Source organism: Pseudomonas sp. FA-1 (assembly GCF_056856075.1).
Map to the genome: position 1 here is coordinate 13,070 of NZ_JBWXTH010000017.1, position 19,975 is coordinate 33,044.

The window sequence follows — 19,975 nt, forward strand, 5'->3', positions numbered from 1 at the left end:
GGGGTCGAATGTGGATGCCTTCACCCACAGGTCAGTGTTTGCATGCGGTACCCCTGTTCCTGAGGCATTTGGGCCACATCCAGTTCCAGCTGGCATTGCGCATCTGCCGCCTCGCTCCAGCGCACGCTCACCTGTTGGCTGGGCTGGGTCGTCGAGAGCAGTACCATGCCGGCTTGGCCAACCACACCCAGCGATGTGCCTGCGCTATCGGAGACCTGCGCGCCGAATGGCACAGGCTGGCCCTGGGGGGTATGCAGGGTGAGTACCAGGCGGTTGACCTTGCGCACTTCGAAGCGCTGCTTGACCACCGCGCCACGGCGCGGCACGACCTGTGCGCTGCCGTTGTCGATCTCGATTTCCGGCCCCAACTGGTCGGTTTGCAGGACAAGCTGGTTGCGCTTGTAGGGGCTCAGGCTAGGCACGAGGGCGAAGCCGCGTGCGTTGGTGCGAACGCTCGAGGCGCTCTGTACACCGACGCCAGGTGTATTGGGCACTTCGACCAAGCCAATGGTTTCGCCAAGGCTCGGGCCGAATTCGACGCCATCGGCGTGGGCCAGCAGCGAGCCGCTGGCGTTGAGCGATAGGCTGCGATAGTCGGGGCCAACGCTGACACCGGCACCCAGCGAGGCGCTGGTCGTCTGGTAGCCCAGGTTCAGGCCGAGGGTTTGTCGCTGTCGCTCGTCACGGCTGACGCTGGTGTTGTAGCTGAGGCGATAGTCGTTACCGCTGCCGTTCATGCTCACGCGCTGGCGATTGCCGAGGGCGCTGTGTTGGGTGTCGAAATACAGGGTACTGCTGTGGCCGAAATCCAGGGGCAGGGAAACGCTCAGCCCTACCTGCCGATCGCTGCCACGCCTGGAAGTACGCAGCGACTGCGAAGCATGCAGGCCATAGCTGACCTTGTTGTGGGAGGTATTGAAGGAGAGGCGGAACTGGCGTTCCACGTCCGCGCGCTGCCAGTAGTCTTGTTGGGAAAACGTCAGGTTGAACGAGCTGCGTGTGCCGAGGCGCTGGAGAATCGTAGTGTCCAGTCGGCTGCGACGGCTGCCGGTGAAACGGGTGTCGTGGCTGCGTTGGCTGACCCATTCATCGAAATCACGGTAGCCCTCGGTCGAATAGCGATAGCCGGCGAAGCGCAAGTCGGTGCCTGTGCCGAAGGTCTTGCTGTACTTCAACGCATAGCTTTGGCCTTGCACATCGGCGGCGCTGTCGAACTGGCTGCTGGCGTGGGTCACGTCGAATGCCAGTGCGCCCAGGCTGCCCAGGTCACGGGCGACGCCGACGGCGTGGGCCAGGTAGCCTTCGCTGACCATCAAGCCTCCGTAGAGTGTGGTGTGCCAGGGCGTACCGTAGGCCAGGGTGCCTTGCCAGAGTGTGGGAGTGTCCAGGTCGCCGGCGGGGTTATAGCGGCCCAATGCCGCGCTGTAGCGCCATACGCCTGGGCGCAGCAGGTTGTCGATGTTGGCGTAGGGTTGGGTGAAGCGGCGCACCTGGCCATCTTCCTCGGTCAGCACGACCTCCAGTTCGCCTGTGCCGCCGACGCTCAGGTCGTCGATGGCGTAGGGGCCAGGGCTGACATAGGTGGAATAGATGGGGTAGCCGTTCTGCAGAACCTCGAGCTTGGCTCGGGTTTGCGCGACACCGCTGATGATGGGCGCATAGCTGCGCATGATGTTCGGCAGCATGTCGAGGTCGGACGCGATGCGAGCACCCAGTATCGGTACGCCACGAAAGACCTCGCTACCGGTGAAGGTCTCGCCCAGGGTGAAGGTACCCAGGGTGCCGGGAAGGTCGCTCTGGGCGTAGGTATAGGCGCGGCTCCAGCTGCGTTCGCCATCGCTGTCCTGGCGCCAGGCCTGGCTGCTGCGCAGGCGCCAATCGCCGAGGTTCAGGCCGCTGTTCAAATACAGGTCGTAATGGTTGGTGCTGCCCTGGGTACGGCTGTCCCGTTGCTGGGTGGATACCTGGTAATTGGCGAACGCTGCGGAAATCCCGCTGTCCCAGCGTGCCGGGTCGACATAGCCGGTTATTTCCCGACGCAGGGCAATGTGTGGAATGGATACCGCCACGCGCAGTGCAGCGCTGTCGAAGTCCACCCGGGCTCCAGGAACGACGGTCGGTAGATCCAGGCAGGCTTGCTCGAGCAGGGCCGGGTCTGGCAAGGCATCCAGGCGCAGGCCCAGCTCACCCAGCAGGGCTGGCGAAAGACAAGGTTGCAGGCGGTTGTGCCCAGCGGCCAGGGAAAAGTCCAGTTCCCGTTGCCCGACCAAGGTGGAGTTGACCTGTAGCTCGGCCAAATAGCGGCCAGGGCCCAAGGCATGCTCATTGGCCAGCGCGTTTAGGGCGGCAGTGGCGGTAGCGCCACTCAGGCCCGCCTGGTGCAGGAAGCTTGACTGGAACTCGACCGTGGGCTGTTCGCTTGGGGCTGCCAGGGCTGTACAGCCGCGCATGCCGATGATCAGTAGGCAAAAGCGAGGCAGCCGTGAGCGGCCCCGCGCCCCGTGCGCAGAAGTCATAGATCGTTTCTCCGTAAGAGTGTCGCGAGGCGATCAGGGCGTGCCGTGCACCGGCAAGGTCATGGGCGCACTGTTGCTGCCATAGTCGGTGATCACCGAAAAGACAGCCTGCAGACCATGGGCGGGCAGGCCGCTCGGCATGGGGTAGGTTTGCTCGCTCATCGGGGCGATCATGTCGACACCAGGGACGGCCTGTTGCCGGCCTGCGGCTTCGAGGTCCAAACGGCTGAACGTGAAGTGGAAGGGGGAGGGGTTATGCACATGCAAGTGTGCTTTACCTTCAACTGTAGTAAGCGAGAAGCGCAGGTCCTTCAGATGCTCCGTGACGGGCCCTGACAATTGGCTGGGGCGATAGAACAACTTGATCCGCGTACGCAAGGCGATGTTCAGGGCGTTGCGCTGCCCCGGCACGGTTTGTGGAATCTCCTGCAGATTGAAAAAGAACAGCGATTCACGATCGACCGGCAGGTCATTGGGAAGGCTGGCGATCTGCACGGTGCGCTCTTTGCCGGGGTCAAGGCGAAACAGTGTCGGAGAGGCCGTGAAGGGAACGGCGGTCGTCGTATCGTCGGCACGTGTGTTCACCCACGCTTGTGCCGCATAGGTACGTTCGCTGGGGTTGGCGACGATGATCGACGTGCTGCGCTTGTCGCTCTCATAAATGAGGCGTGTAGCATTGAGCGTGAGTGCAGCATGGGCACTGGAAAAAGAACCCAGCACTGCGAGCAGGCAACTGAGTGAAAGTGCGCGCGTATAGGGAAAAGAGAGCATGGTGTTCAGCGATACTGGAAGAGTATGGTCCAGGCGCAGGGTGCGCCTGGTAAGGGTTAGATCAATTCGACGGTAATATCGATATCGCCCAAGACCCGCCCTTCACCTACGCTGCCGGTGGAAACGAGTTCTGCGCTGTAATTGAACAACCCAGTGCCGATGTCATACTCGTTTTCAGTGCCAGGCTGGAGGGCGGTGTTGGTGTGGTCCTTGATTCGAATGCCAAGTCCGGTCGCCGAGTCAGCGTCGCTCTTTATGCCAAACAGGTTCGCGCCCGGAGAGGGCTCCTTCGAGGTGAACGTAAACTTGGCTGTTTTCAGGGTGGCGGCGCTGCAGGTCGAGTCGCTTCTGTCCACCTTGAGTTGGAAATTCTTGGGCGCAGAGGCGGCGCCCGAGCTCTTGAATACCGAAGTGGACAGTTTTTCGAAGTCCACGGACCCCTTGACCCCACCAGGCCCGATCACTTCGATAGGGCAAGTGCCGCCATCATAGATTTCGCCCTTGAATTGAATGTTGCCGCCACCGGTAGAGGCGAAGGCGCTGGTAGAGGCCAGCCCCAGGGCCAATGCCATGAATGCTTGTTTCATTTGCTTACCTAGATATGAGTTGTGTTGGTAATCGCGTGAGCGCTATTCCGGTATAGTCACAAGTGACTGCAACTTCCGGAACGGTGGCAAGCTTAAGAGCGGCGAGGGAGAGGGTATGTAGGTATTATTCCTCCGACAATGAGGATAATTCTGAAAAGTGCGTAGGGTAGGTCTCTAAAGAATTATCCTGACGCCTTTTGGTTTCAGGTTCGGAAATGTCTTACCTGGTGGCCGGTAAGGCATGGCCGGGCAAGCCCGGATCGCGGGCGGCGCTCGATCTCATAGCCCACAAAGCCGCCGCGACGAACTTACCCCCGATCTTGAAGTAAACTGCTGCACCTGCACATTCATAAGGACATCGCCATGCTGAAGATCTGGGGCCGCAAGAATTCGAGCAACGTGCGCAAGGCGCTGTGGATCGCCCATGAACTGGGCCTGGACTTCGAGTCGATCGACGCCGGTGGTGCCTTCGGCGTGGTCGACGAACCTCACTACCGCGCCCGCAACCCCAACGGCCTGGTGCCCATGCTCGAGGACGGCGACCTGGTGCTGTGGGAGTCCAACACGATCGTGCGCTACCTCTGCGCCCAGTATGGCCGCGACCAGGGCTGGTACCTGGACGACCCCCGCCAGCGCGCCCTGGCGGACAAATGGATGGACTGGACCACCTCATCCTTCGCCACGCCGTTCCGCCCGCTGTTCTGGGGCCTGCTGCGCACCCCCGAGGCGCAGCGCGACTGGGTGGCGATCAATGCCGCGCAAAAGCAATGCGCCCAATTGCTGTCGATCGCCGACCAGGCCCTGGCGCAGCAGCCCTATCTCTCGGGCCAGGAAATCGGCATGGGCGACATCCCGCTGGGGAGCTTCATCTACGCCTGGTTCGAGATGCCCATCGAGCGCCCGGACATGCATCACCTGCGCGCCTGGTACGAGCGCCTGCGCGAGCGGCCGGCCTACCAGGCGGCGGTGATGACGGCATTGACCTGAACACCTTGGCTGCTTCGATAGTCATTATCGATACACATGACTGTACTTGTGCGGCCAGGCCTTGCACCATGGGCCGCACTCACTGCGCCAGTGACTTGACCTGGCGTGTCCTGAACCCTTTTTCGGTACCTGACCCGCTATGAGTTCCGCCCTGTCCATACGACAGCTGACCAAGACCTACGGCAACGGCTTCCAGGCCCTCAAGGGCATCGACCTGGACGTTTCCGAAGGTGACTTCTTCGCCTTGCTCGGCCCCAACGGCGCCGGCAAATCCACCACCATCGGCATCCTCTCGACCCTGGTGAACAAGACCAGCGGCACGGTGAACGTATTCGGCCACGACCTGGACCGCGAGCCCGCGGCGCTCAAGCGCTGCCTGGGCGTGGTGCCCCAGGAGTTCAACTTCAACCAGTTCGAGAAGACCTTCGATATCGTCGTCACTCAGGCCGGCTACTACGGCATCCCGGCCAAACAGGCCAAGGAGCGCGCCGAGCAGTACCTGACCCAGCTGGGCCTGTGGGACAAGCGCGACGTGCAGTCGCGTTCGTTGTCCGGCGGCATGAAGCGCCGCCTGATGATCGCCCGGGCGTTGATCCACGAGCCGCGCCTGCTGATCCTCGACGAGCCCACCGCCGGGGTGGACATCGAGCTGCGCCGTTCGATGTGGAGCTTCCTCACCGAGCTGAACCAGAAGGGCATCACCATCATCCTGACCACCCACTACCTCGAGGAAGCCGAGCAGCTGTGCCGCAATATCGGCATCATCGACCACGGCACCATCGTCGAGAACACCAGCATGCGCAAGCTGCTGGGCAAGCTGCACGTAGAGACCTTCGTGCTCGACCTCAAGCAGGACCTGCCCCAGGCACCGGTGCTGCAAGGCTACCCGTGCCGCCTGATCACCCCCCATACCCTGGAGGTGCAGGTGGACAAAGACATGGGCATCACCGCGCTGTTCGGCCAGCTGGCCCTGCAGAACATCGAAGTGCAGAGCCTGCGCAACAAGACCAACCGACTCGAGGAGCTGTTCGTGTCCCTGGTGGAGAAAAACCTGTCGAAGGTGGCGGTATGAGCGTGGAACTGCGTACCAACTGGGTGGCCCTGAATACCATTGTCTACCGCGAAGTGCGGCGCTTCCTGCGCATCTGGCCGCAGACCCTGCTGCCGCCGGCGATCACCATGGTCCTGTACTTCGTGATCTTCGGTAACCTGATCGGCCGGCAGATCGGCGACATGGGCGGCTTCACCTACATGGAATACATCGTGCCGGGGTTGATCATGATGTCGGTGATCACCAACTCCTATGGCAACGTGGTCTCGAGCTTTTTCGGCAGCAAGTTCCAGCGCTCGATCGAGGAGCTGATGGTCTCGCCGGTGTCGCCGCACACGATCCTCGTGGGCTATGTGCTCGGTGGCGTGCTGCGTGGCCTGGCGGTCGGGGTGATCGTGACCCTCCTGTCGCTGTTCTTCACCCAGTTGCAGGTGCACCACCTGGGCGTGACCGTGGTGGTGGTGCTGTTGACCGCGACGATCTTCTCGCTGCTGGGTTTCGTCAACGCCGTGTTCGCACGCAACTTCGACGACATTTCGATCATCCCGACCTTCGTGCTGACACCGCTGACCTACCTGGGCGGGGTGTTCTACTCGATCAACCTGCTGCCGCCGTTCTGGCAGACCGTGTCGCTGGCAAACCCGGTGCTGCACATGGTCAACTCGTTCCGCTACGGCATCCTAGGGGTGTCGGATATCCGTATTGGCACGGCGATCACCTTCATGCTGGTGGCCACCGCGGTGCTCTACGTGCTGTGCGTGCGCCTGCTGGTCAGCGGCCGCGGCATGCGCGCCTGAGGCGCGTTCCCCCTTGCGCCGGCGCCACTGCCGGCCCACCCACCAGCGCCAGTACAGCATGGTGGCGAAGTAGGCCAGTGCACCCAGCACCAGGCCGCAGACCACCGAACCGAGCAGGAAGGGTTGCCAGATCGTCGACAACTGGTCGGTGACCCACTGCACGGTGATTTCGTCGGGCAGGCTGCGCGGCGGCACCTGCATCAGCCAGGCGCCGGTCATGTAGGTGACGAAGAACACCGGTGGCATGGTCAGCGGGTTGGTCAGCCAGACCAGGCTGACCGCGATCGGCAGGTTACCCCGCAAGGGAATGGCCAGGCTTGCCGCCAGCAGCATCTGCATGGGCATGGGAATGAGCGCCGCGAACAGGCCGACGCCCATGGCCCGCGCCACCGAATGACGGTTCAGGTGCCAGAGGTTCGGGTCATGCAGCAATTTGCCGAAAAAGCGTAAGGATTTGTGTTCCCGAATGCTGGTCGGATCTGGCATGTAGCGTTTGAACAGGCGGCGAGGCATGTAGGCTCCCGGCGGGTTGATGGGGGAAGTATGCCTTTTTTCCCTGACCGCCTTGTTCAGAGTTTGTGACAATTGTTGAGCAAAGGGTGGCGCCATTTTCGGCTATGCCTCAGAAGGTCGTTTCGCTTTCGGGGCTCTGTCTCATGCGCACAGGGATGTTTGCGCTCGCACTCGGGCTGTTGAGCCTGGGTGTTCTGCCGGCCTTGCCATCGGTCGGTTGGTGGGCGGTTTTGCTGGTGCTGGGCCTGGTAGGCCTGTGCAGCCGGGCATGGCCATTGGGGTGGTTTCTGCTCGGCGTCTGCTGGGCGTGCTGGTCGGCCCAGGTGGCATTGGATGACCGCCTGGCTCCCGTACTCGATGGTCGCACCTTGTGGCTCGAAGGGCGGGTAGTGGGGTTGCCTATCCAGGCGCCGCACAGGGTGCGCTTCGAATTGGAGGATGCGGTCTCGCGTCGTGCCGGGCTGCCACGACGCTTGCAACTGAACTGGTTCGATGGCCCCGACATCCGCGCGGGCGAGCGCTGGCGGCTGGCTGTCACGCTCAAGCAACCCCATGGCCTGCTCAACCCCCACGGCCCGGACCGGGAGGCGGCCTTGCTGGCGCGGCGCATCGGGGCGGTCGGTACGGTCAAGGCCGGCCATCTGCTGGAGGCGGCGCCAGGCAACTGGCGAGACGGGTTGCGTCAACGGTTGCTGGCGATCGACGCCCAGGGGCGCGAAGCCGTCCTGGTCGCGCTGGTGCTGGGGGATGGTTCGGGTCTTTCCCAAAGCGACTGGCAGGCCTTGCAGGCCACCGGCACGGTGCATCTGATGGTGATTTCCGGCCAGCATATCGGTTTGGTGGCCGGGTTGGTCTATGGCCTGGTGGCGCTGCTGGCGCGCCTGGGGGCCTGGCCGGCACGCATGCCCTGGTTGCCCTGGGCGTGTGCGCTGGCCCTGGTCGCCGCCTTGGGCTACGGCTGGCTCGCAGGCTTCGGGGTGCCGGTGCAGCGGGCCTGCCTGATGCTCGCGGTGGTATTGCTGTGGCGCCTGCGTTTTCGTCACCTGGGCGTATTCACACCGTTGCTGATGGCCATGTGCGGTGTCCTGCTGGTCGAGCCGCTGGCCAGTTTGCTGCCGGGTTTCTGGCTCTCGTTCGCCGCGGTCGGGGTGCTGACCTTCTGCTTCGCCGGGCGGCTGGGGGCTTGGCGACCCTGGCAAGCCTGGAGCCGGGCTCAATGGGTGATTGCGGTCGGCCTGCTGCCGCCATTGCTGGCGTTGGGGCTGCCGATCAGCCTGACGGCTCCGCTGATGAACCTGGTGGCGGTGCCCTGGATCAGCTTCGTGGTGCTGCCGTTGGCCTTGCTCGGCAGTGCGTTGTTGGCCGTTGGCGCACTCGCAGAAGGGCTGTTGTGGCTCGCTGGGGGCTCGCTGGATGCGTTGTTCGAGGTGCTGGGCTGGGTGGCGAGCCGGCGCCCGGCCTGGCTGCCGCCGGCCTTGCCGCTGGGGGCGTGGCTGCTGGTTTGCCTGGGCGCGATGTTGGTGCTCCTGCCTCGGGGGATCCCGCTGCGGGGCTTGGGTGGCGTCATGTTGCTGGCGCTGTGGACGCCCCGGGACCATGTGCCCCACGGGCAGGTGGAGGTGCTGCAGTTGGATGTCGGGCAAGGCCTGGCCGTGCTGCTGCGCACCCGCCACCACAACCTGCTCTACGACGCCGGGCCCGCCAAGGGCAGCAGCGACCTGGGCGAGCAGGTCGTGTTGCCGACCCTGCGCAAGCTGGGTGTGAGGCAACTGGACCTGATGCTGATCAGCCACGGCCATGCCGACCATGCCGGCGGCGCCGCGGCCATCGGTCGAGGCCTGCCGATCGCCCAGGTGCTCGCCGGCGAGCCCGGGCAGCTGGCGGCCGAACTGGAGGCGCTGCCGTGCGCCAGCGGTGAGCGTTGGCGCTGGGATGGGGTGGACTTCGCGCTCTGGCAATGGCCACAGGGGCCCGACAGCAACGAGCGATCCTGTGTGCTACAGGTCGAGGCGCAGGGCGAGCGCCTGTTGCTGGCAGGCGACATGGAGGCCGGTGCCGAGCGGGCCTGGCTGGCCACGACCGAGTCGCCGCGTATCGACTGGCTGCAGTCGCCTCACCATGGCAGCCGCAGTTCGTCCACCGAGCCGTTCATCCGGGCCTTGGCGCCGCGTGGCGTGTTGATTTCGCGCGGGCGGTACAACGGTTTCGGACACCCGCATCCGCAGGTATTGGAGCGCTATCGGCGGCATGGGTTGAGTGTGCATGACACGGCGTTGGAAGGGGCATTGCGTTTGCGGCTGGGGAGCCATGGGGGAGTGGAGGGTATGCGGGGGCAGCGGCGGTTCTGGCGGCAGGTGCAGTGAGGTGTCGGCGTTATTGGTTGTAATGGCGTTCGCCGCACACGAGGCATTCCCTGACCTCCGGCAGATGAGCCCCTTGCGTGGCTATGGTAGAGTGCAGGCCTTTTTCCAAGGGGATGCTTACTGTGTGGGAATTGGTCAAGTCCGGTGGTTGGATGATGCTGCCGATCATTCTGAGTTCCATCGCCGCCATGGCTATCGTCGCCGAGCGCCTGTGGACCCTTCGCGCCAGTCGCGTGACCCCGCCGCACCTGCTGGGCCAGGTGTGGGTGTGGATCAAGGACAAGCAACTGACCAGTGACAAGCTCAAGGCCCTGCGTGCCGATTCGCCGCTGGGCGAGATCCTCGCCGCGGGCCTGGCCAACTCCCGCCATGGCCGCGAGATCATGAAGGAGTGCATCGAGGAGGCCGCCTCGCGGGTCATTCACGATCTGGAGCGGTACATCAGCACCCTGGGTACCATCGCCGCCATGGCCCCGCTGCTGGGCCTGCTGGGCACGGTACTGGGCATGATCGATATCTTCAGCGCCTTCATGGGTTCACAGATGACCGCCAACCCGGCCGTGCTCGCCGGCGGTATCTCCAAGGCCCTGGTCACCACCGCGGCAGGCCTGATGGTCGGTATCCCGGCGGTCTTCTTCCACCGCTTCCTGCAACGGCGCATCGATGAGCTGGTGGTCGGCATGGAACAGGAAGCGATCAAGCTGGTCGAGGTGCTGCAGGGCGACCGCGAAGTCGAAGTGGCCGGAGGCAAGGCGTGAAGTTCCGGCGCAACCGGCAACGGGAGAACGTCGACATCAACCTGGCGTCGCTGATCGACGTGGTGTTCGTGTTGCTGCTGTTCTTCGTGGTCACCACCACCTTCACCCGCGAGACCCAGCTGCGCGTCGAGCTGCCCGAGGCGGTCAGCGCCTCCCAGCCGCCGGCGGAGGAGGGCAAGCGCGTGGAAGTCACCATCAGCGCCGATGGCGTGTACTCGGTGAACAACCACTTGCTGCCCAAGAGCGATCTGGCGACCTTGACCGAGGCCCTGGAGCGTGAGTCCGGCGGCGACATCACCTTGCCGCTGTCGATCAGCGCCGATGGCAAGACGCCGCACCAGGCCGTGGTCACCGCGATGGATGCGGCCGGCAAGCTCGGCTTCAGCAAGCTGCGCATGACCACGGTCGAGGCGGCGCAGGGCACGCCCTGATGGCCTTCGCCGACCGCCTGCTCGCTGCCTGGTACACCGGGCACCCGGCCCTTGCGCTGCTGCGACCGCTGGAAGCCTTGTACCGGCGCGTGGTCTTGCGCAAGCGTGCACGTTTTCTCAATGGCCAAAGCACCAGCTACCGTGCGCCGGTGCCGGTGATCGTGGTGGGTAATATCACGGTGGGCGGTACCGGCAAGACACCGATGATCCTCTGGTTGATCGCGCATTGCCGCCGCCAAGGCCTGAAGGTCGGCGTGGTCAGCCGTGGTTACGGCGCCACGCCGCCCAGCGTGCCTTGGCGGGTCCGGGCCGACCAGGACGCGAGCCAGGCTGGGGACGAACCCTTGTTGATCGTGCAGCGCACCGGTGTGCCGCTGATGATCGACCCCGAGCGCTCCCGCGCTGTGCAGGCCCTGTTGGCCAGCGAGCCGTTGGACCTGATCCTGTGCGACGACGGCATGCAACACTACCGCCTGGCCCGTGACCTCGAATTGGTGCTCATCGATGCCGCCCGTGGCCTGGGCAATGGCCGCTGCCTGCCGGCCGGGCCGTTGCGCGAGCCCGTCGAGCGCCTGGCCGAGGCGGACGCTGTGCTGTACAACGGCGCCGAACATGACCGGGACGGTGGCTTCGCCTTCGGTCTGCAGCCGGCGGCGCTGGTCAACCTGCGCAGCGGCGAGCGCCGCCCCCTCGAACATTTTCCGCCAGGCCAGGCCGTGCACGCCGTGGCTGGCATCGGCAACCCGCAGCGTTTCTTCAATACCCTGCAGGGGCTAAACTGGCAGCCGATACCGCACCCCTTTGCCGACCATGCGCAGTTCAGCGCCCGGAACCTGGCATTCAGCCCGGCCCTGCCGCTGGTGATGACCGAGAAGGATGCGGTGAAGTGCCGGGCCTTCGCTGCCGAAGACTGGTGGTACCTGGCCGTGGATGCGGTGCCATCCCAGGCCTTCGCCGCCTGGTTCGATGGCCAGTTGCAGCGGCTGCTGCCCGGGCGCCCCGCACCTCAAGACTCTTAACTTTCCGGCCTCTGGCCTCGTAAGGAAGCCTCCATGGACACCAAACTGCTCGATATCCTGGCCTGCCCGATCACCAAGGGCCCGCTCAAGCTCAGCGCCGACAAGACCGAGCTGATCAGCAAAGGCGCAGGCCTTGCCTACCCGATCCGCGACGGCATCCCGGTGATGCTGGAAAGCGAAGCGCGCACCCTGACCGATGACGAGCGCCTGGATAAATGAGCCTGAACTTCACTGTGGTGATTCCCGCCCGCCTGCGCTCCACGCGCCTACCGGGCAAGCCGTTGCTGCCGATCGCCGGCAAGCCGATGGTGCAGCATGTCTGGGAGCAGGCACGCAAGAGTGGCGCCAGCCGCGTGGTCATCGCCACCGATGACGCCAGCATCGTCGAGGCCTGCCAGGCCTTCGGCGCCGAAGTCCTGCTGACCCGTGCCGACCATGAGTCGGGCACCGACCGCCTGGCCGAAGTGGCCGCGCACCTGCAATTGCCTGCCGATGCCATCGTGGTCAATGTCCAGGGTGACGAGCCGTTGATCCCACCGGTGATCATCGACCAGGTGGCCGCCAACCTCGCGGCCCACCCGGAGGCCGGCATCGCCACCCTGGCCGAGCCGATCGCCGAGCCGGAAACCGTCTTCAACTCCAACGCGGTGAAGGTGGTCAGCGACAAGAATGGCCTGGCCCTGACTTTCAGCCGCGCTCCGCTGCCTTGGGCTCGGGATGCCTTTGCCAAAGACCGCGAAAACCTTCCTGGGGGCGTTCCGTACCGTCGTCACATCGGCATGTACGCCTACCGCGTGGGCTTCCTGCAAGACTTCGTCTGCTGGGGGCCATGCTGGCTGGAGCAGACCGAATCGCTGGAGCAGCTGCGCGCTCTGTGGCATGGCGTGCGCATTCATGTCGCCGATGCCATCGAGGCACCTGCGGTCGGCGTGGATACCCCTGAAGACCTGGAGCGCGTAAGGCGCTTGCTGGAGGCCTGATGCGCGTTCTGTTCGTCTGCCTGGGCAACATCTGTCGTTCGCCGACTGCCGAGGGCGTGCTGCGTCATCAACTGCAGGCCGCAGGCCTGGCCGAACAGGTGCACGTGGCGTCTGCCGGCACCGGTGACTGGCATGTGGGCAAGGCGCCCGACAACCGTACCTGCAAGGCGGCCCTGGCGCGTGGCTACGACCTGTCGCGCCAACGTGCCCAGCAGGTCAAGGCCGAGCATTTCGGTGATTACGACCTGATCCTGGCCATGGACAAGAGCAACCTTGGCCACCTGCAGGCCATGCGCCCGCATACCGCCCGCAGCGAACTCGACCTGTTCCTGCGCCGCTATGGTGCGGCCCTGGATGAAGTACCAGACCCTTACTACGGCGGCGCCGAAGGTTTCGAGCAGGTCCTCGACCTGATCGAGGCGGCTTGCCGGGAGCTGGTCGTGGAAATCAAGGGGCGGCTATGACGGCGAGTTGGCAGGAGCGGGTATCGCTCAAGCCCTACAACACCTTTGGCATCGACGTGTGCGCACGGTACTTCACCCAGGTCCATGACGACGGCGAAGTGCGCCAGGCCCTGGCCGAGGCTGCCGAGCGGCAGGTGCCGGTGCTGGTGATCGGTGGCGGCAGCAACCTGCTGCTGACCGGTGATATCGACGCCCTGGTGCTGCACATGGCCAGCCGTGGTCGCCGGGTCGTGCAGGAGGACGGTGACCGGGTCGTGGTCGAGGCCGAGGCCGGTGAGCCTTGGCATCCTTTCGTGCAATGGTCCCTGGAGCAGGGGTTTTGCGGCCTGGAAAACCTCAGCCTGATTCCTGGCACCGTGGGCGCTGCGCCCATGCAGAACGTCGGCGCCTACGGGGTGGAAATCAAGGACGTGTTCGCCGGGCTGACCGCATTGGACCGGGAAACCGGCGAGCTGCGCGATTTCGCGCTTGATGAGTGCGCCTTCGCCTACCGCGACAGCCTGTTCAAGCGTAGCCCTGGGCGGTGGTTGATCTTGCGGGTACGTTTCGCCCTCAGCCGGACCTTGAGGGCCCACCTGGACTATGGGCCCGTACGCCAGCGCTTGGCCGAGCAGAGTGTCGAAGCGCCTACCGCCAAGGCCATCAGCGAAGCGATCTGCAGCATTCGCCGGGAAAAACTGCCAGACCCGGCCGAACTGGGCAACGCTGGCAGCTTCTTCAAGAACCCGGTGGTTCCGGCGGCAGTGGCAGAACGCATTCGTGAGCACTACCCGAACGTGGTGGCTTATCCACAACCCGACGGCCAGGTGAAACTGGCCGCCGGCTGGCTGATCGAGCAAGCTGGGTGGAAGGGCTATCGGGATGGCGATGCCGGGGTGCATCGCCTGCAGTCGCTGGTGCTGGTGAATTATGGCCAGGCGACGGGTGCCCAGCTGCATGATCTGGCGCGTAGGATCCAGGCCGACATCTTCGAGCGCTTTGGTGTGGTGCTGGAGATGGAGCCGAACCTGTACTGACTGTGTTACCGATTGGGGCTGATACATCTTGTACGGGTTGATCCCGTTCCAGCAGCTCCTCGACGACTAGCCTGATAGGCAGAACAGTAGTAGGAGCAGGGCATATGGATCGCCCCCATTCCAATCGGCTGAGGTTCGGCCGATTCTCCGAATCGAACAGGCTGTACCTTCTCACCAGTACGACGCTGCACAGGGCGCCGGTATTAAACGGGTTGCATTCTGCTCGCCTGGTTGTCACTGAGTTTCGTAACGCTCAGAAGGAAGGCGCTGTGCGGTCTCTGGCATGGGTAGTCATGCCTGATCATTTCCACTGGTTGATCGAACTGGGTCCTTTGAGCCTGGAGGTGTTGATGCGCCGAGTGAAGTCTCGCAGCACCCAAGCTATCAATAGGTATCAAGGGCGCAACGGGCGGCTCTGGCAAAAGGGGTTTCATGATCGAGCACTTCGGCGGGAGGAGGATGTGCAGACCGTGGCGCGTTATATCGTCATGAACCCGAAGCGAGCAGGGCTGGTTGAGCGTATCGGTGATTACCCGCACTGGGATGCGATCTGGCTTTGAACAAGGGGTTCGTCTTCATCGCCGGCAAGCCGGCTCCCACAGGATGGGTGTTGGTGCTGCACTTGTGGGAGCCGGCTTGCCGGCGATTGGCCAGGGTAGGCAACACAAGACCGTAGAAATGAAGAAGCCCCGCCAGTTCGCACTGGCGGGGCTTCTTCATTCAGCCGATGGCATCAACCGTGGTTAGGCTTTTGCGCTTCGGTGGTTTCCAGCGCCTCGGGCTCCTGGGCTGCTGCAGCGGCCTTGGCGGCAGCGGCGGCGGCTTCGGCTTCGCGCTTGCGGCGACGCACTTCGCGTGGGTCGTTCGGAGCACGGCCGTTGGGCAGCATGACAGTGGCCGGTTCGACCGGGGCCGGTGCCTCTGGCTCTGCCGCTGCAGGCGCAGCTTGGGCAACGACCGGAGCGGGTTCGACCCCTTCAGGCTTGGCCTCGGCGACCTCGGCAACCGGCTCAACGACCGGCGCTTGCTCTGGCACTTGCTCGGTGGCAGGGGCTTTCTCGGCTTCGCCGGACTCAATGGCCGGTGCTTGTGCGGCAGTTTCGACGGCAGGGGCTTCGACAGCGGGCTGTTCAGCCGTTTCCACGACAGGTTCGGCACCAGGCTCGACTACGGCAACCGGTGCGCTGACAGGCTGCTCTACCACTGGGGCGATAGCGGCTTGCTCGACCTGGGTAGCCGGCTCTGCGGCAACCTGTTCAGCCGGCAGGGCGATGACTTCACCTTCGGCAACCGTGGCGGTGGCCTGTTCGGCCTGCTGGTTGGCCTGGGCTTCGGCGTCGGCGCTGATGTTGCTGGTGGCGACGGCGGCAGTCACGGCCAGGCCGGCAGCCAGTTCCGCACCCAGCTCGGTGGCCTGGTGCTGCGGTGCTGCCTGCTCTTCGCCGGTAGCGTCCTCGTCTCCGCCTTCGATCAGCTCGCCGTTGGCGTTGCGCTGACGTTCGCGACGGTTGCTGCGACGACGCTGGCCACGGGAGCGACGGCGTGGGCGTTCGCCATCGGTGCCTTCCTGTTGCTCATCCTGCAGCAGCTCTTCGTTGGGCAGTTGCTCCTCGGCGGCCTCGGCAGCTTGCTCGGCGGCACGCGGCTGGCGCTCTTCGCGTGGTGGACGCGGCTGGCGTTCTTCACGCTCGGCACGCTCTTCTCGCGGAGCACGTTCTTCACGCGGAGCACGTTCTTCACGCGGGGCACGTTCTTCACGCGGGGCACGTTCTTCACGTGGAGCGCGTTCTTCACGCGGGGCACGTTCTTCACGCGGGGCACGTTCTTCGCGAGGCGTACGCTCTTCACGCGGTGCGCGTTCTTCGCGGGTTACGCGTTCTTCGCGTGGCGCACGTTCTTCGCGCGGCTGGCGCTCCTCGCGGGCGGCCGGTGCGGCGTCCAGCGGTTCACGCAGCTCGCGTACACGCTCTTCGCGGTTGCCACGGCGGTCTTCGCGTGGCTGGCGCGGCTGGCGCTCTTCACGTGGTGCGCGTTCCTCGCGAGGTGCACGTTCTTCACGCGGTGCACGCTCTTCGCGTGGCTGGCGCTCTTCACGCGAGGCTCGCTCGCCACGCTCTTCGCGCGGCTTGCGCTCCTCATCGCGGCGGCCGTTGCGATTGCGGCTCTGCTGGCGGCCGTTGCGACGTTCTTCGTTACGCTGTGCCCGCTCGGTGGCAGGTTTTTCGGTGGCGACAGCCGGAGCGGCAACAGGCTCTTCCTTGCCGGCGAACAGGCTGACCAGGGACTTGACCAGGCCTTTGAACAGGCTCGGTTCAGGTGCGCTTGGCGCCGGCGCGGCGGGGGCGGCTGGTTGCGGTTCGGGCGTGGCCGGTACCGGGGCGTTGGCGCGGGCCGGAGCGGTCTTCACTGCAGCTTCCTGGCGAACCAGGGTGCGGGTGGCGGTCGGCTGCGGCGCTTCTTCGGTTTCGGCGGCGGCGATCTCGTAGCTGGACTGGCTGTTGAGCACGTCCGGGTTGTCGTCGCGCAGGCGCTGGACTTCGAAGTGCGGGGTTTCCAGGTGATCGTTCGGCAGGATGATGATGCGCGCACGGGTGCGCAGTTCGATCTTGGTGATCGAGTTGCGCTTTTCATTGAGCAGGAAGGCGGCCACCGGGATCGGCACCTGGGCGCGTACCTCGGCGGTACGGTCCTTGAGGGCTTCTTCCTCGATCAGACGCAGGATTGCCAGGGACAGCGACTCGACGTCGCGGATGATGCCGGTGCCGGAGCAGCGTGGGCAGACGATGCCGCTGCTTTCGCCAAGCGATGGGCGCAGGCGCTGGCGGGACATCTCCAACAGGCCGAAGCGCGAAATGCGGCCAACCTGGACGCGGGCACGGTCGGCCTCGAGGCATTCGCGTACGCGCTCTTCCACGGCGCGCTGGTTCTTCGCCGGGGTCATGTCGATGAAGTCGATGACGATCAGGCCGCCGATGTCGCGCAGACGCAGCTGGCGGGCGATTTCCTCGGCCGCTTCCAGGTTGGTCTGCAGGGCAGTTTCCTCGATGTCGCTACCCTTGGTGGCGCGCGCCGAGTTGATGTCGATGGAAACCAGGGCTTCGGTCGGGTCGATGACGATGGAGCCGCCCGACGGCAGGTCGACCACACGCTGGAAAGCGGTCTCGATCTGGCTTTCGATCTGGAAGCGGTTGAACAGCGGGACGCTGTCTTCGTACAGCTTGACCTTGCTGGCGTACTGCGGCATCACCTGGCGGATGAAGGTCAGGGCTTCTTCCTGGGCGTCGATGCTGTCGATCAGCACTTCGCCGATGTCCTGGCGCAGGTAGTCGCGGATGGCGCGGATGATGACGTTGCTTTCCTGGTAGATCAGGAACGGCGCGGCGCGGTCCTGGGACGCTTCCTTGATGGCAGTCCACAGTTGCAGCAGGTAGTCCAGGTCCCACTGCATTTCTTCGCTGCTGCGGCCAAGGCCGGCGGTGCGCACGATCAGGCCCATGTCACCCGGGACGGTCAGGCCGTTGAGGGCTTCGCGCAGCTCGTTGCGCTCTTCGCCCTCAATGCGGCGGGAAATGCCGCCGGCGCGCGGGTTGTTGGGCATCAGCACCAGGTAGCGGCCGGCCAGGCTGATGAAGGTGGTCAGGGCGGCGCCTTTGTTGCCGCGCTCTTCCTTCTCGACCTGGACGATGACTTCCTGGCCTTCGCTCAGTACTTCCTTGATGTTGACGCGGCCTTCGGGCGCCTTCTTGAAGTATTCGCGGGAGATTTCCTTGAGTGGCAGGAAGCCGTGGCGTTCGGAGCCGAAGTCGACGAAGGCGGCTTCGAGGCTGGGTTCGATCCGGGTGATCCGGCCTTTGTAGATGTTGGCCTTCTTCTGCTCGCGCGCCCCGGACTCGATATCCAGGTCGTAGAGGCGTTGGCCATCCACCAGGGCTACACGCAACTCTTCGGGTTGAGTCGCGTTAATCAGCATTCTTTTCATGTTGTACCGTCGGTTTCCGGGCTGCCGGAAACGGCGTTCGGCACACACGACTGCTCATGGTCGGTGCCAAGGTGCGCAAAGGGTGGCGGGCCACCCCCGTGTCCAGCGACGTTCGGCACCAGCCGGTTACCCAGCCTGCCGTGGTCGCGACGACGCGTCCTGTTTGCTGCGATGCCAAAAAGACCTGTGGTATCCGAATCAACCATACAGGCCCCGTGCACTCAGTCAGGAGGAGGAATCAACCGTCGGCCGTGGACGCCCGAGGGGCATCTGTCCAGGACCGGGTCCGCTCATCGGCCAAACAAGGGGCCGGTGGCCGGACGCGGTGCTACACGGTCCGAGGGCTGTGCATCTCCACCCTGCACGTATCCTGATCATTCGGGTGCTGCCGCGCGCTGAATCCGCAACGGGTTGCATTTTTCGCCAGCTCCGATTCGGGAACTGGCGCCATTCATATCCAAGGCAGGTATTTCCGAAGCATTCGCCGGGCGATGCGTGCAAGCGCCGGAGCGGGCAGAGGTACGGCGAAAAGAAGCGGGTAAGCAGGTGAAATACCGCACTTGTCGTTTTTTTTCGGTCTTCTCTACACAGCGCTGGTGGCGATTCCAGGCATTTCGGTAAACTGGCGAAAACCCCGTAGGACGGCCTCGCGTCCTCGAGAATTGCGATGGTCAGGGGCGGGCCTGGAGCCTGCTGCCGCTGGCCTGCCGCTTTTGGCGGCGTTCGCGACTATAGCAGTAATGATTAAGTGCTTCAATTCCATAAAAAATTGTTATGATTCCTCCATGACGACCAATACCCCCCCGACTTCCGGCGTACAGCTGATCGAAGTCGCGCCGGAGCTTGCCGGCCAGCGCATCGACAATTTCCTCATCACAGCCCTCAAGGGCGTGCCCAAGACCCTGGTCTACCGCATCCTGCGCAAAGGCGAGGTGCGGGTCAACAAGGGGCGGATCAAGCCCGAGTACAAGCTCCAGGCCGGCGATATCGTGCGCGTGCCGCCGGTGCGCCTGCCCGAGCGTGACGAGCCGGCCCCGGTGGCCCAGGGCCTGCTGCAGCGCCTGGAGGCGGCCATCGTCTACGAAGACAAGGCACTGATCGTGCTCAACAAGCCGGCCGGCATTGCCGTGCATGGCGGCAGCGGCCTGAGCTTCGGGGTGATCGAGGCGTTGCGCCAGTTGCGCCCGGACGCCAAGGAGCTGGAGCTGGTCCATCGCCTCGACCGCGACACCTCCGGTCTGCTGATGATCGCCAAGAAGCGCAGCATGTTGCGCCACCTGCACGCGGCCCTGCGTGGCGATGGTGTCGACAAGCGCTACATGGCCCTGGTGCGCGGCCATTGGCCGACGTCCAAGAAGCAAGTCAGTGCGCCGCTGCAGAAGAGCAACCTGCGTTCGGGCGAGCGCATGGTCGAAGTCAACGACGAAGGCAAGGAGGCGCTGACCCTATTCCGCGTGCTGCGCCGCTTCGGCGACTTCGCCACCCTGGTCGAGGCGCGTCCGGTGACCGGACGCACCCACCAGATCCGTGTGCACACCCTGTATGCAGGGCATAGCATCGCCGGCGACAGCAAGTATGGCGACGAGGACTTCTCCAAGGAGATACGCGACCTGGGCGGCAAGCGCCTGTTCCTGCACGCCTATGCCCTGACCGTGCCGCTGCCCGACGGCGGTGAGCTGAAGGTCGAGGCGCCGGTGGACGAGGTATGGGCCAAGACCGTGGAGCGTTTGAGTGCGACCTGAT

18 protein-coding genes are annotated in these 19,975 nt (G+C 64.4%); 13 read left to right on the forward strand and 5 right to left on the reverse strand.

Translation table 11 applies throughout. From position 1 onward, the window contains the following. Positions 1–20 precede the first annotated feature (20 nt). The 3 genes from AC1MHZ_RS22440 to AC1MHZ_RS22450 form a co-directional block, all read right to left on the reverse strand. Positions 21–2,450: a fimbria/pilus outer membrane usher protein gene (locus AC1MHZ_RS22440; RefSeq protein ID WP_482966943.1), complete on the reverse strand. Its 2,430-nt coding sequence runs from the start codon at positions 2,448–2,450 to the stop codon at positions 21–23. A gap of 99 nt (positions 2,451–2,549) precedes the next feature. Continuing rightward, on the reverse strand, positions 2,550–3,287 hold the full coding sequence (locus AC1MHZ_RS22445; protein ID WP_482966944.1) for a fimbrial biogenesis chaperone: 738 nt from the start codon (positions 3,285–3,287) through the stop codon (positions 2,550–2,552). A 56-nt stretch (positions 3,288–3,343) separates the two neighbouring features. Continuing rightward, a complete protein-coding gene (locus tag AC1MHZ_RS22450) occupies positions 3,344–3,874 on the reverse strand; it encodes a fimbrial protein (RefSeq protein WP_324815366.1) in 531 nt (176 codons plus the stop codon). 363 nt (positions 3,875–4,237) lie between these two features. On the opposite strand from AC1MHZ_RS22450, the gene AC1MHZ_RS22455 reads away from it, so the two are divergent. From AC1MHZ_RS22455 to AC1MHZ_RS22465, 3 genes are all read left to right on the forward strand, one after another. After that, positions 4,238–4,861, forward strand: coding sequence for a glutathione S-transferase (locus AC1MHZ_RS22455; protein WP_084855008.1), 624 nt, complete (start codon positions 4,238–4,240; stop codon positions 4,859–4,861). Between the two features lie 139 nt (positions 4,862–5,000). After that, complete coding sequence (locus AC1MHZ_RS22460) at positions 5,001–5,933, forward strand: ABC transporter ATP-binding protein (protein ID WP_084855009.1); 933 nt, start codon at positions 5,001–5,003, stop codon at positions 5,931–5,933. Beyond that, entirely contained in the window at positions 5,930–6,709 is a 780-nt protein-coding gene (locus AC1MHZ_RS22465) for an ABC transporter permease (RefSeq protein WP_084855010.1), read from the forward strand. The genes AC1MHZ_RS22460 and AC1MHZ_RS22465 overlap by 4 nt, the downstream gene beginning before the upstream one ends. Here AC1MHZ_RS22465 and AC1MHZ_RS22470 read toward each other — a convergent pair. Continuing rightward, entirely contained in the window at positions 6,593–7,222 is a 630-nt protein-coding gene (locus AC1MHZ_RS22470) for a DUF2062 domain-containing protein (protein ID WP_143515168.1), read from the reverse strand. The genes AC1MHZ_RS22465 and AC1MHZ_RS22470 overlap by 117 nt on opposite strands. A 143-nt stretch (positions 7,223–7,365) precedes the next feature. Between AC1MHZ_RS22470 and AC1MHZ_RS22475 the strand changes: the two genes are divergently transcribed. The 9 genes from AC1MHZ_RS22475 (at position 7,366) to AC1MHZ_RS22515 (ending at position 14,813) form a co-directional block, all read left to right on the forward strand. Next, on the forward strand, positions 7,366–9,585 hold the full coding sequence (locus AC1MHZ_RS22475) for a DNA internalization-related competence protein ComEC/Rec2 (protein WP_482966945.1): 2,220 nt from the start codon (positions 7,366–7,368) through the stop codon (positions 9,583–9,585). A 122-nt stretch (positions 9,586–9,707) separates the two neighbouring features. Then, a complete protein-coding gene (locus AC1MHZ_RS22480) occupies positions 9,708–10,343 on the forward strand; it encodes a MotA/TolQ/ExbB proton channel family protein (protein ID WP_084855012.1) in 636 nt (211 codons plus the stop codon). Continuing rightward, complete coding sequence (locus AC1MHZ_RS22485) at positions 10,340–10,774, forward strand: ExbD/TolR family protein (protein ID WP_084855013.1); 435 nt, start codon at positions 10,340–10,342, stop codon at positions 10,772–10,774. The genes AC1MHZ_RS22480 and AC1MHZ_RS22485 overlap by 4 nt, the downstream gene beginning before the upstream one ends. Next, positions 10,774–11,793: a tetraacyldisaccharide 4'-kinase gene (gene lpxK, locus AC1MHZ_RS22490; RefSeq protein ID WP_084855014.1), complete on the forward strand. Its 1,020-nt coding sequence runs from the start codon at positions 10,774–10,776 to the stop codon at positions 11,791–11,793. The genes AC1MHZ_RS22485 and lpxK overlap by 1 nt, the downstream gene beginning before the upstream one ends. Before the next feature lie 33 nt (positions 11,794–11,826). Then, entirely contained in the window at positions 11,827–12,012 is a 186-nt protein-coding gene (locus AC1MHZ_RS22495; protein ID WP_003247142.1) for a Trm112 family protein, read from the forward strand. Then, positions 12,009–12,773, forward strand: a complete 765-nt coding sequence (gene kdsB, locus AC1MHZ_RS22500; protein ID WP_482966946.1) for a 3-deoxy-manno-octulosonate cytidylyltransferase — start codon at positions 12,009–12,011, stop codon at positions 12,771–12,773. Before AC1MHZ_RS22495 ends, kdsB begins: the two co-directional genes overlap by 4 nt. After that, a complete protein-coding gene (locus AC1MHZ_RS22505) occupies positions 12,773–13,237 on the forward strand; it encodes a low molecular weight protein-tyrosine-phosphatase (protein ID WP_482966947.1) in 465 nt (154 codons plus the stop codon). The genes kdsB and AC1MHZ_RS22505 overlap by 1 nt, the downstream gene beginning before the upstream one ends. Beyond that, positions 13,234–14,253, forward strand: a complete 1,020-nt coding sequence (gene murB / locus AC1MHZ_RS22510) for a UDP-N-acetylmuramate dehydrogenase (RefSeq protein ID WP_482966948.1) — start codon at positions 13,234–13,236, stop codon at positions 14,251–14,253. Before AC1MHZ_RS22505 ends, murB begins: the two co-directional genes overlap by 4 nt. A 104-nt stretch (positions 14,254–14,357) precedes the next feature. Continuing rightward, on the forward strand, positions 14,358–14,813 hold the full coding sequence (locus AC1MHZ_RS22515; protein WP_084855018.1) for an REP-associated tyrosine transposase: 456 nt from the start codon (positions 14,358–14,360) through the stop codon (positions 14,811–14,813). 173 nt (positions 14,814–14,986) lie between these two features. Here the strand turns inward: AC1MHZ_RS22515 and rne are convergent, their stop codons facing one another. Then, complete coding sequence (rne, locus tag AC1MHZ_RS22520; protein ID WP_482966949.1) at positions 14,987–18,232, reverse strand: ribonuclease E; 3,246 nt, start codon at positions 18,230–18,232, stop codon at positions 14,987–14,989. A 785-nt stretch (positions 18,233–19,017) separates the two neighbouring features. Here rne and rluC point away from each other — a divergent pair. Further along, positions 19,018–19,974, forward strand: coding sequence for a 23S rRNA pseudouridine(955/2504/2580) synthase RluC (gene rluC, locus AC1MHZ_RS22525; protein ID WP_084855020.1), 957 nt, complete (start codon positions 19,018–19,020; stop codon positions 19,972–19,974). The last annotated feature ends 1 nt before the right edge of the window (position 19,975 follow it).

Coding starts and splice junctions, on each gene's coding strand:
- AC1MHZ_RS22440 (WP_482966943.1), bottom strand. CDS start 2,450: ATGCGCGGCTGTACAGCCCTGGCAGCCCCAAGCGAACAGCCCACGGTC.
- AC1MHZ_RS22445 (WP_482966944.1), bottom strand. CDS start 3,287: ATGCTCTCTTTTCCCTATACGCGCGCACTTTCACTCAGTTGCCTGCTC.
- AC1MHZ_RS22450 (WP_324815366.1), bottom strand. CDS start 3,874: ATGAAACAAGCATTCATGGCATTGGCCCTGGGGCTGGCCTCTACCAGC.
- AC1MHZ_RS22455 (WP_084855008.1), top strand. CDS start 4,238: ATGCTGAAGATCTGGGGCCGCAAGAATTCGAGCAACGTGCGCAAGGCG.
- AC1MHZ_RS22460 (WP_084855009.1), top strand. CDS start 5,001: ATGAGTTCCGCCCTGTCCATACGACAGCTGACCAAGACCTACGGCAAC.
- AC1MHZ_RS22465 (WP_084855010.1), top strand. CDS start 5,930: ATGAGCGTGGAACTGCGTACCAACTGGGTGGCCCTGAATACCATTGTC.
- AC1MHZ_RS22470 (WP_143515168.1), bottom strand. CDS start 7,222: ATGCCTCGCCGCCTGTTCAAACGCTACATGCCAGATCCGACCAGCATT.
- AC1MHZ_RS22475 (WP_482966945.1), top strand. CDS start 7,366: ATGCGCACAGGGATGTTTGCGCTCGCACTCGGGCTGTTGAGCCTGGGT.
- lpxK (WP_084855014.1), top strand. CDS start 10,774: ATGGCCTTCGCCGACCGCCTGCTCGCTGCCTGGTACACCGGGCACCCG.
- AC1MHZ_RS22495 (WP_003247142.1), top strand. CDS start 11,827: ATGGACACCAAACTGCTCGATATCCTGGCCTGCCCGATCACCAAGGGC.
- kdsB (WP_482966946.1), top strand. CDS start 12,009: ATGAGCCTGAACTTCACTGTGGTGATTCCCGCCCGCCTGCGCTCCACG.
- AC1MHZ_RS22505 (WP_482966947.1), top strand. CDS start 12,773: ATGCGCGTTCTGTTCGTCTGCCTGGGCAACATCTGTCGTTCGCCGACT.
- murB (WP_482966948.1), top strand. CDS start 13,234: ATGACGGCGAGTTGGCAGGAGCGGGTATCGCTCAAGCCCTACAACACC.
- AC1MHZ_RS22515 (WP_084855018.1), top strand. CDS start 14,358: ATGGATCGCCCCCATTCCAATCGGCTGAGGTTCGGCCGATTCTCCGAA.
- rne (WP_482966949.1), bottom strand. CDS start 18,232: ATGAAAAGAATGCTGATTAACGCGACTCAACCCGAAGAGTTGCGTGTA.
- rluC (WP_084855020.1), top strand. CDS start 19,018: ATGACGACCAATACCCCCCCGACTTCCGGCGTACAGCTGATCGAAGTC.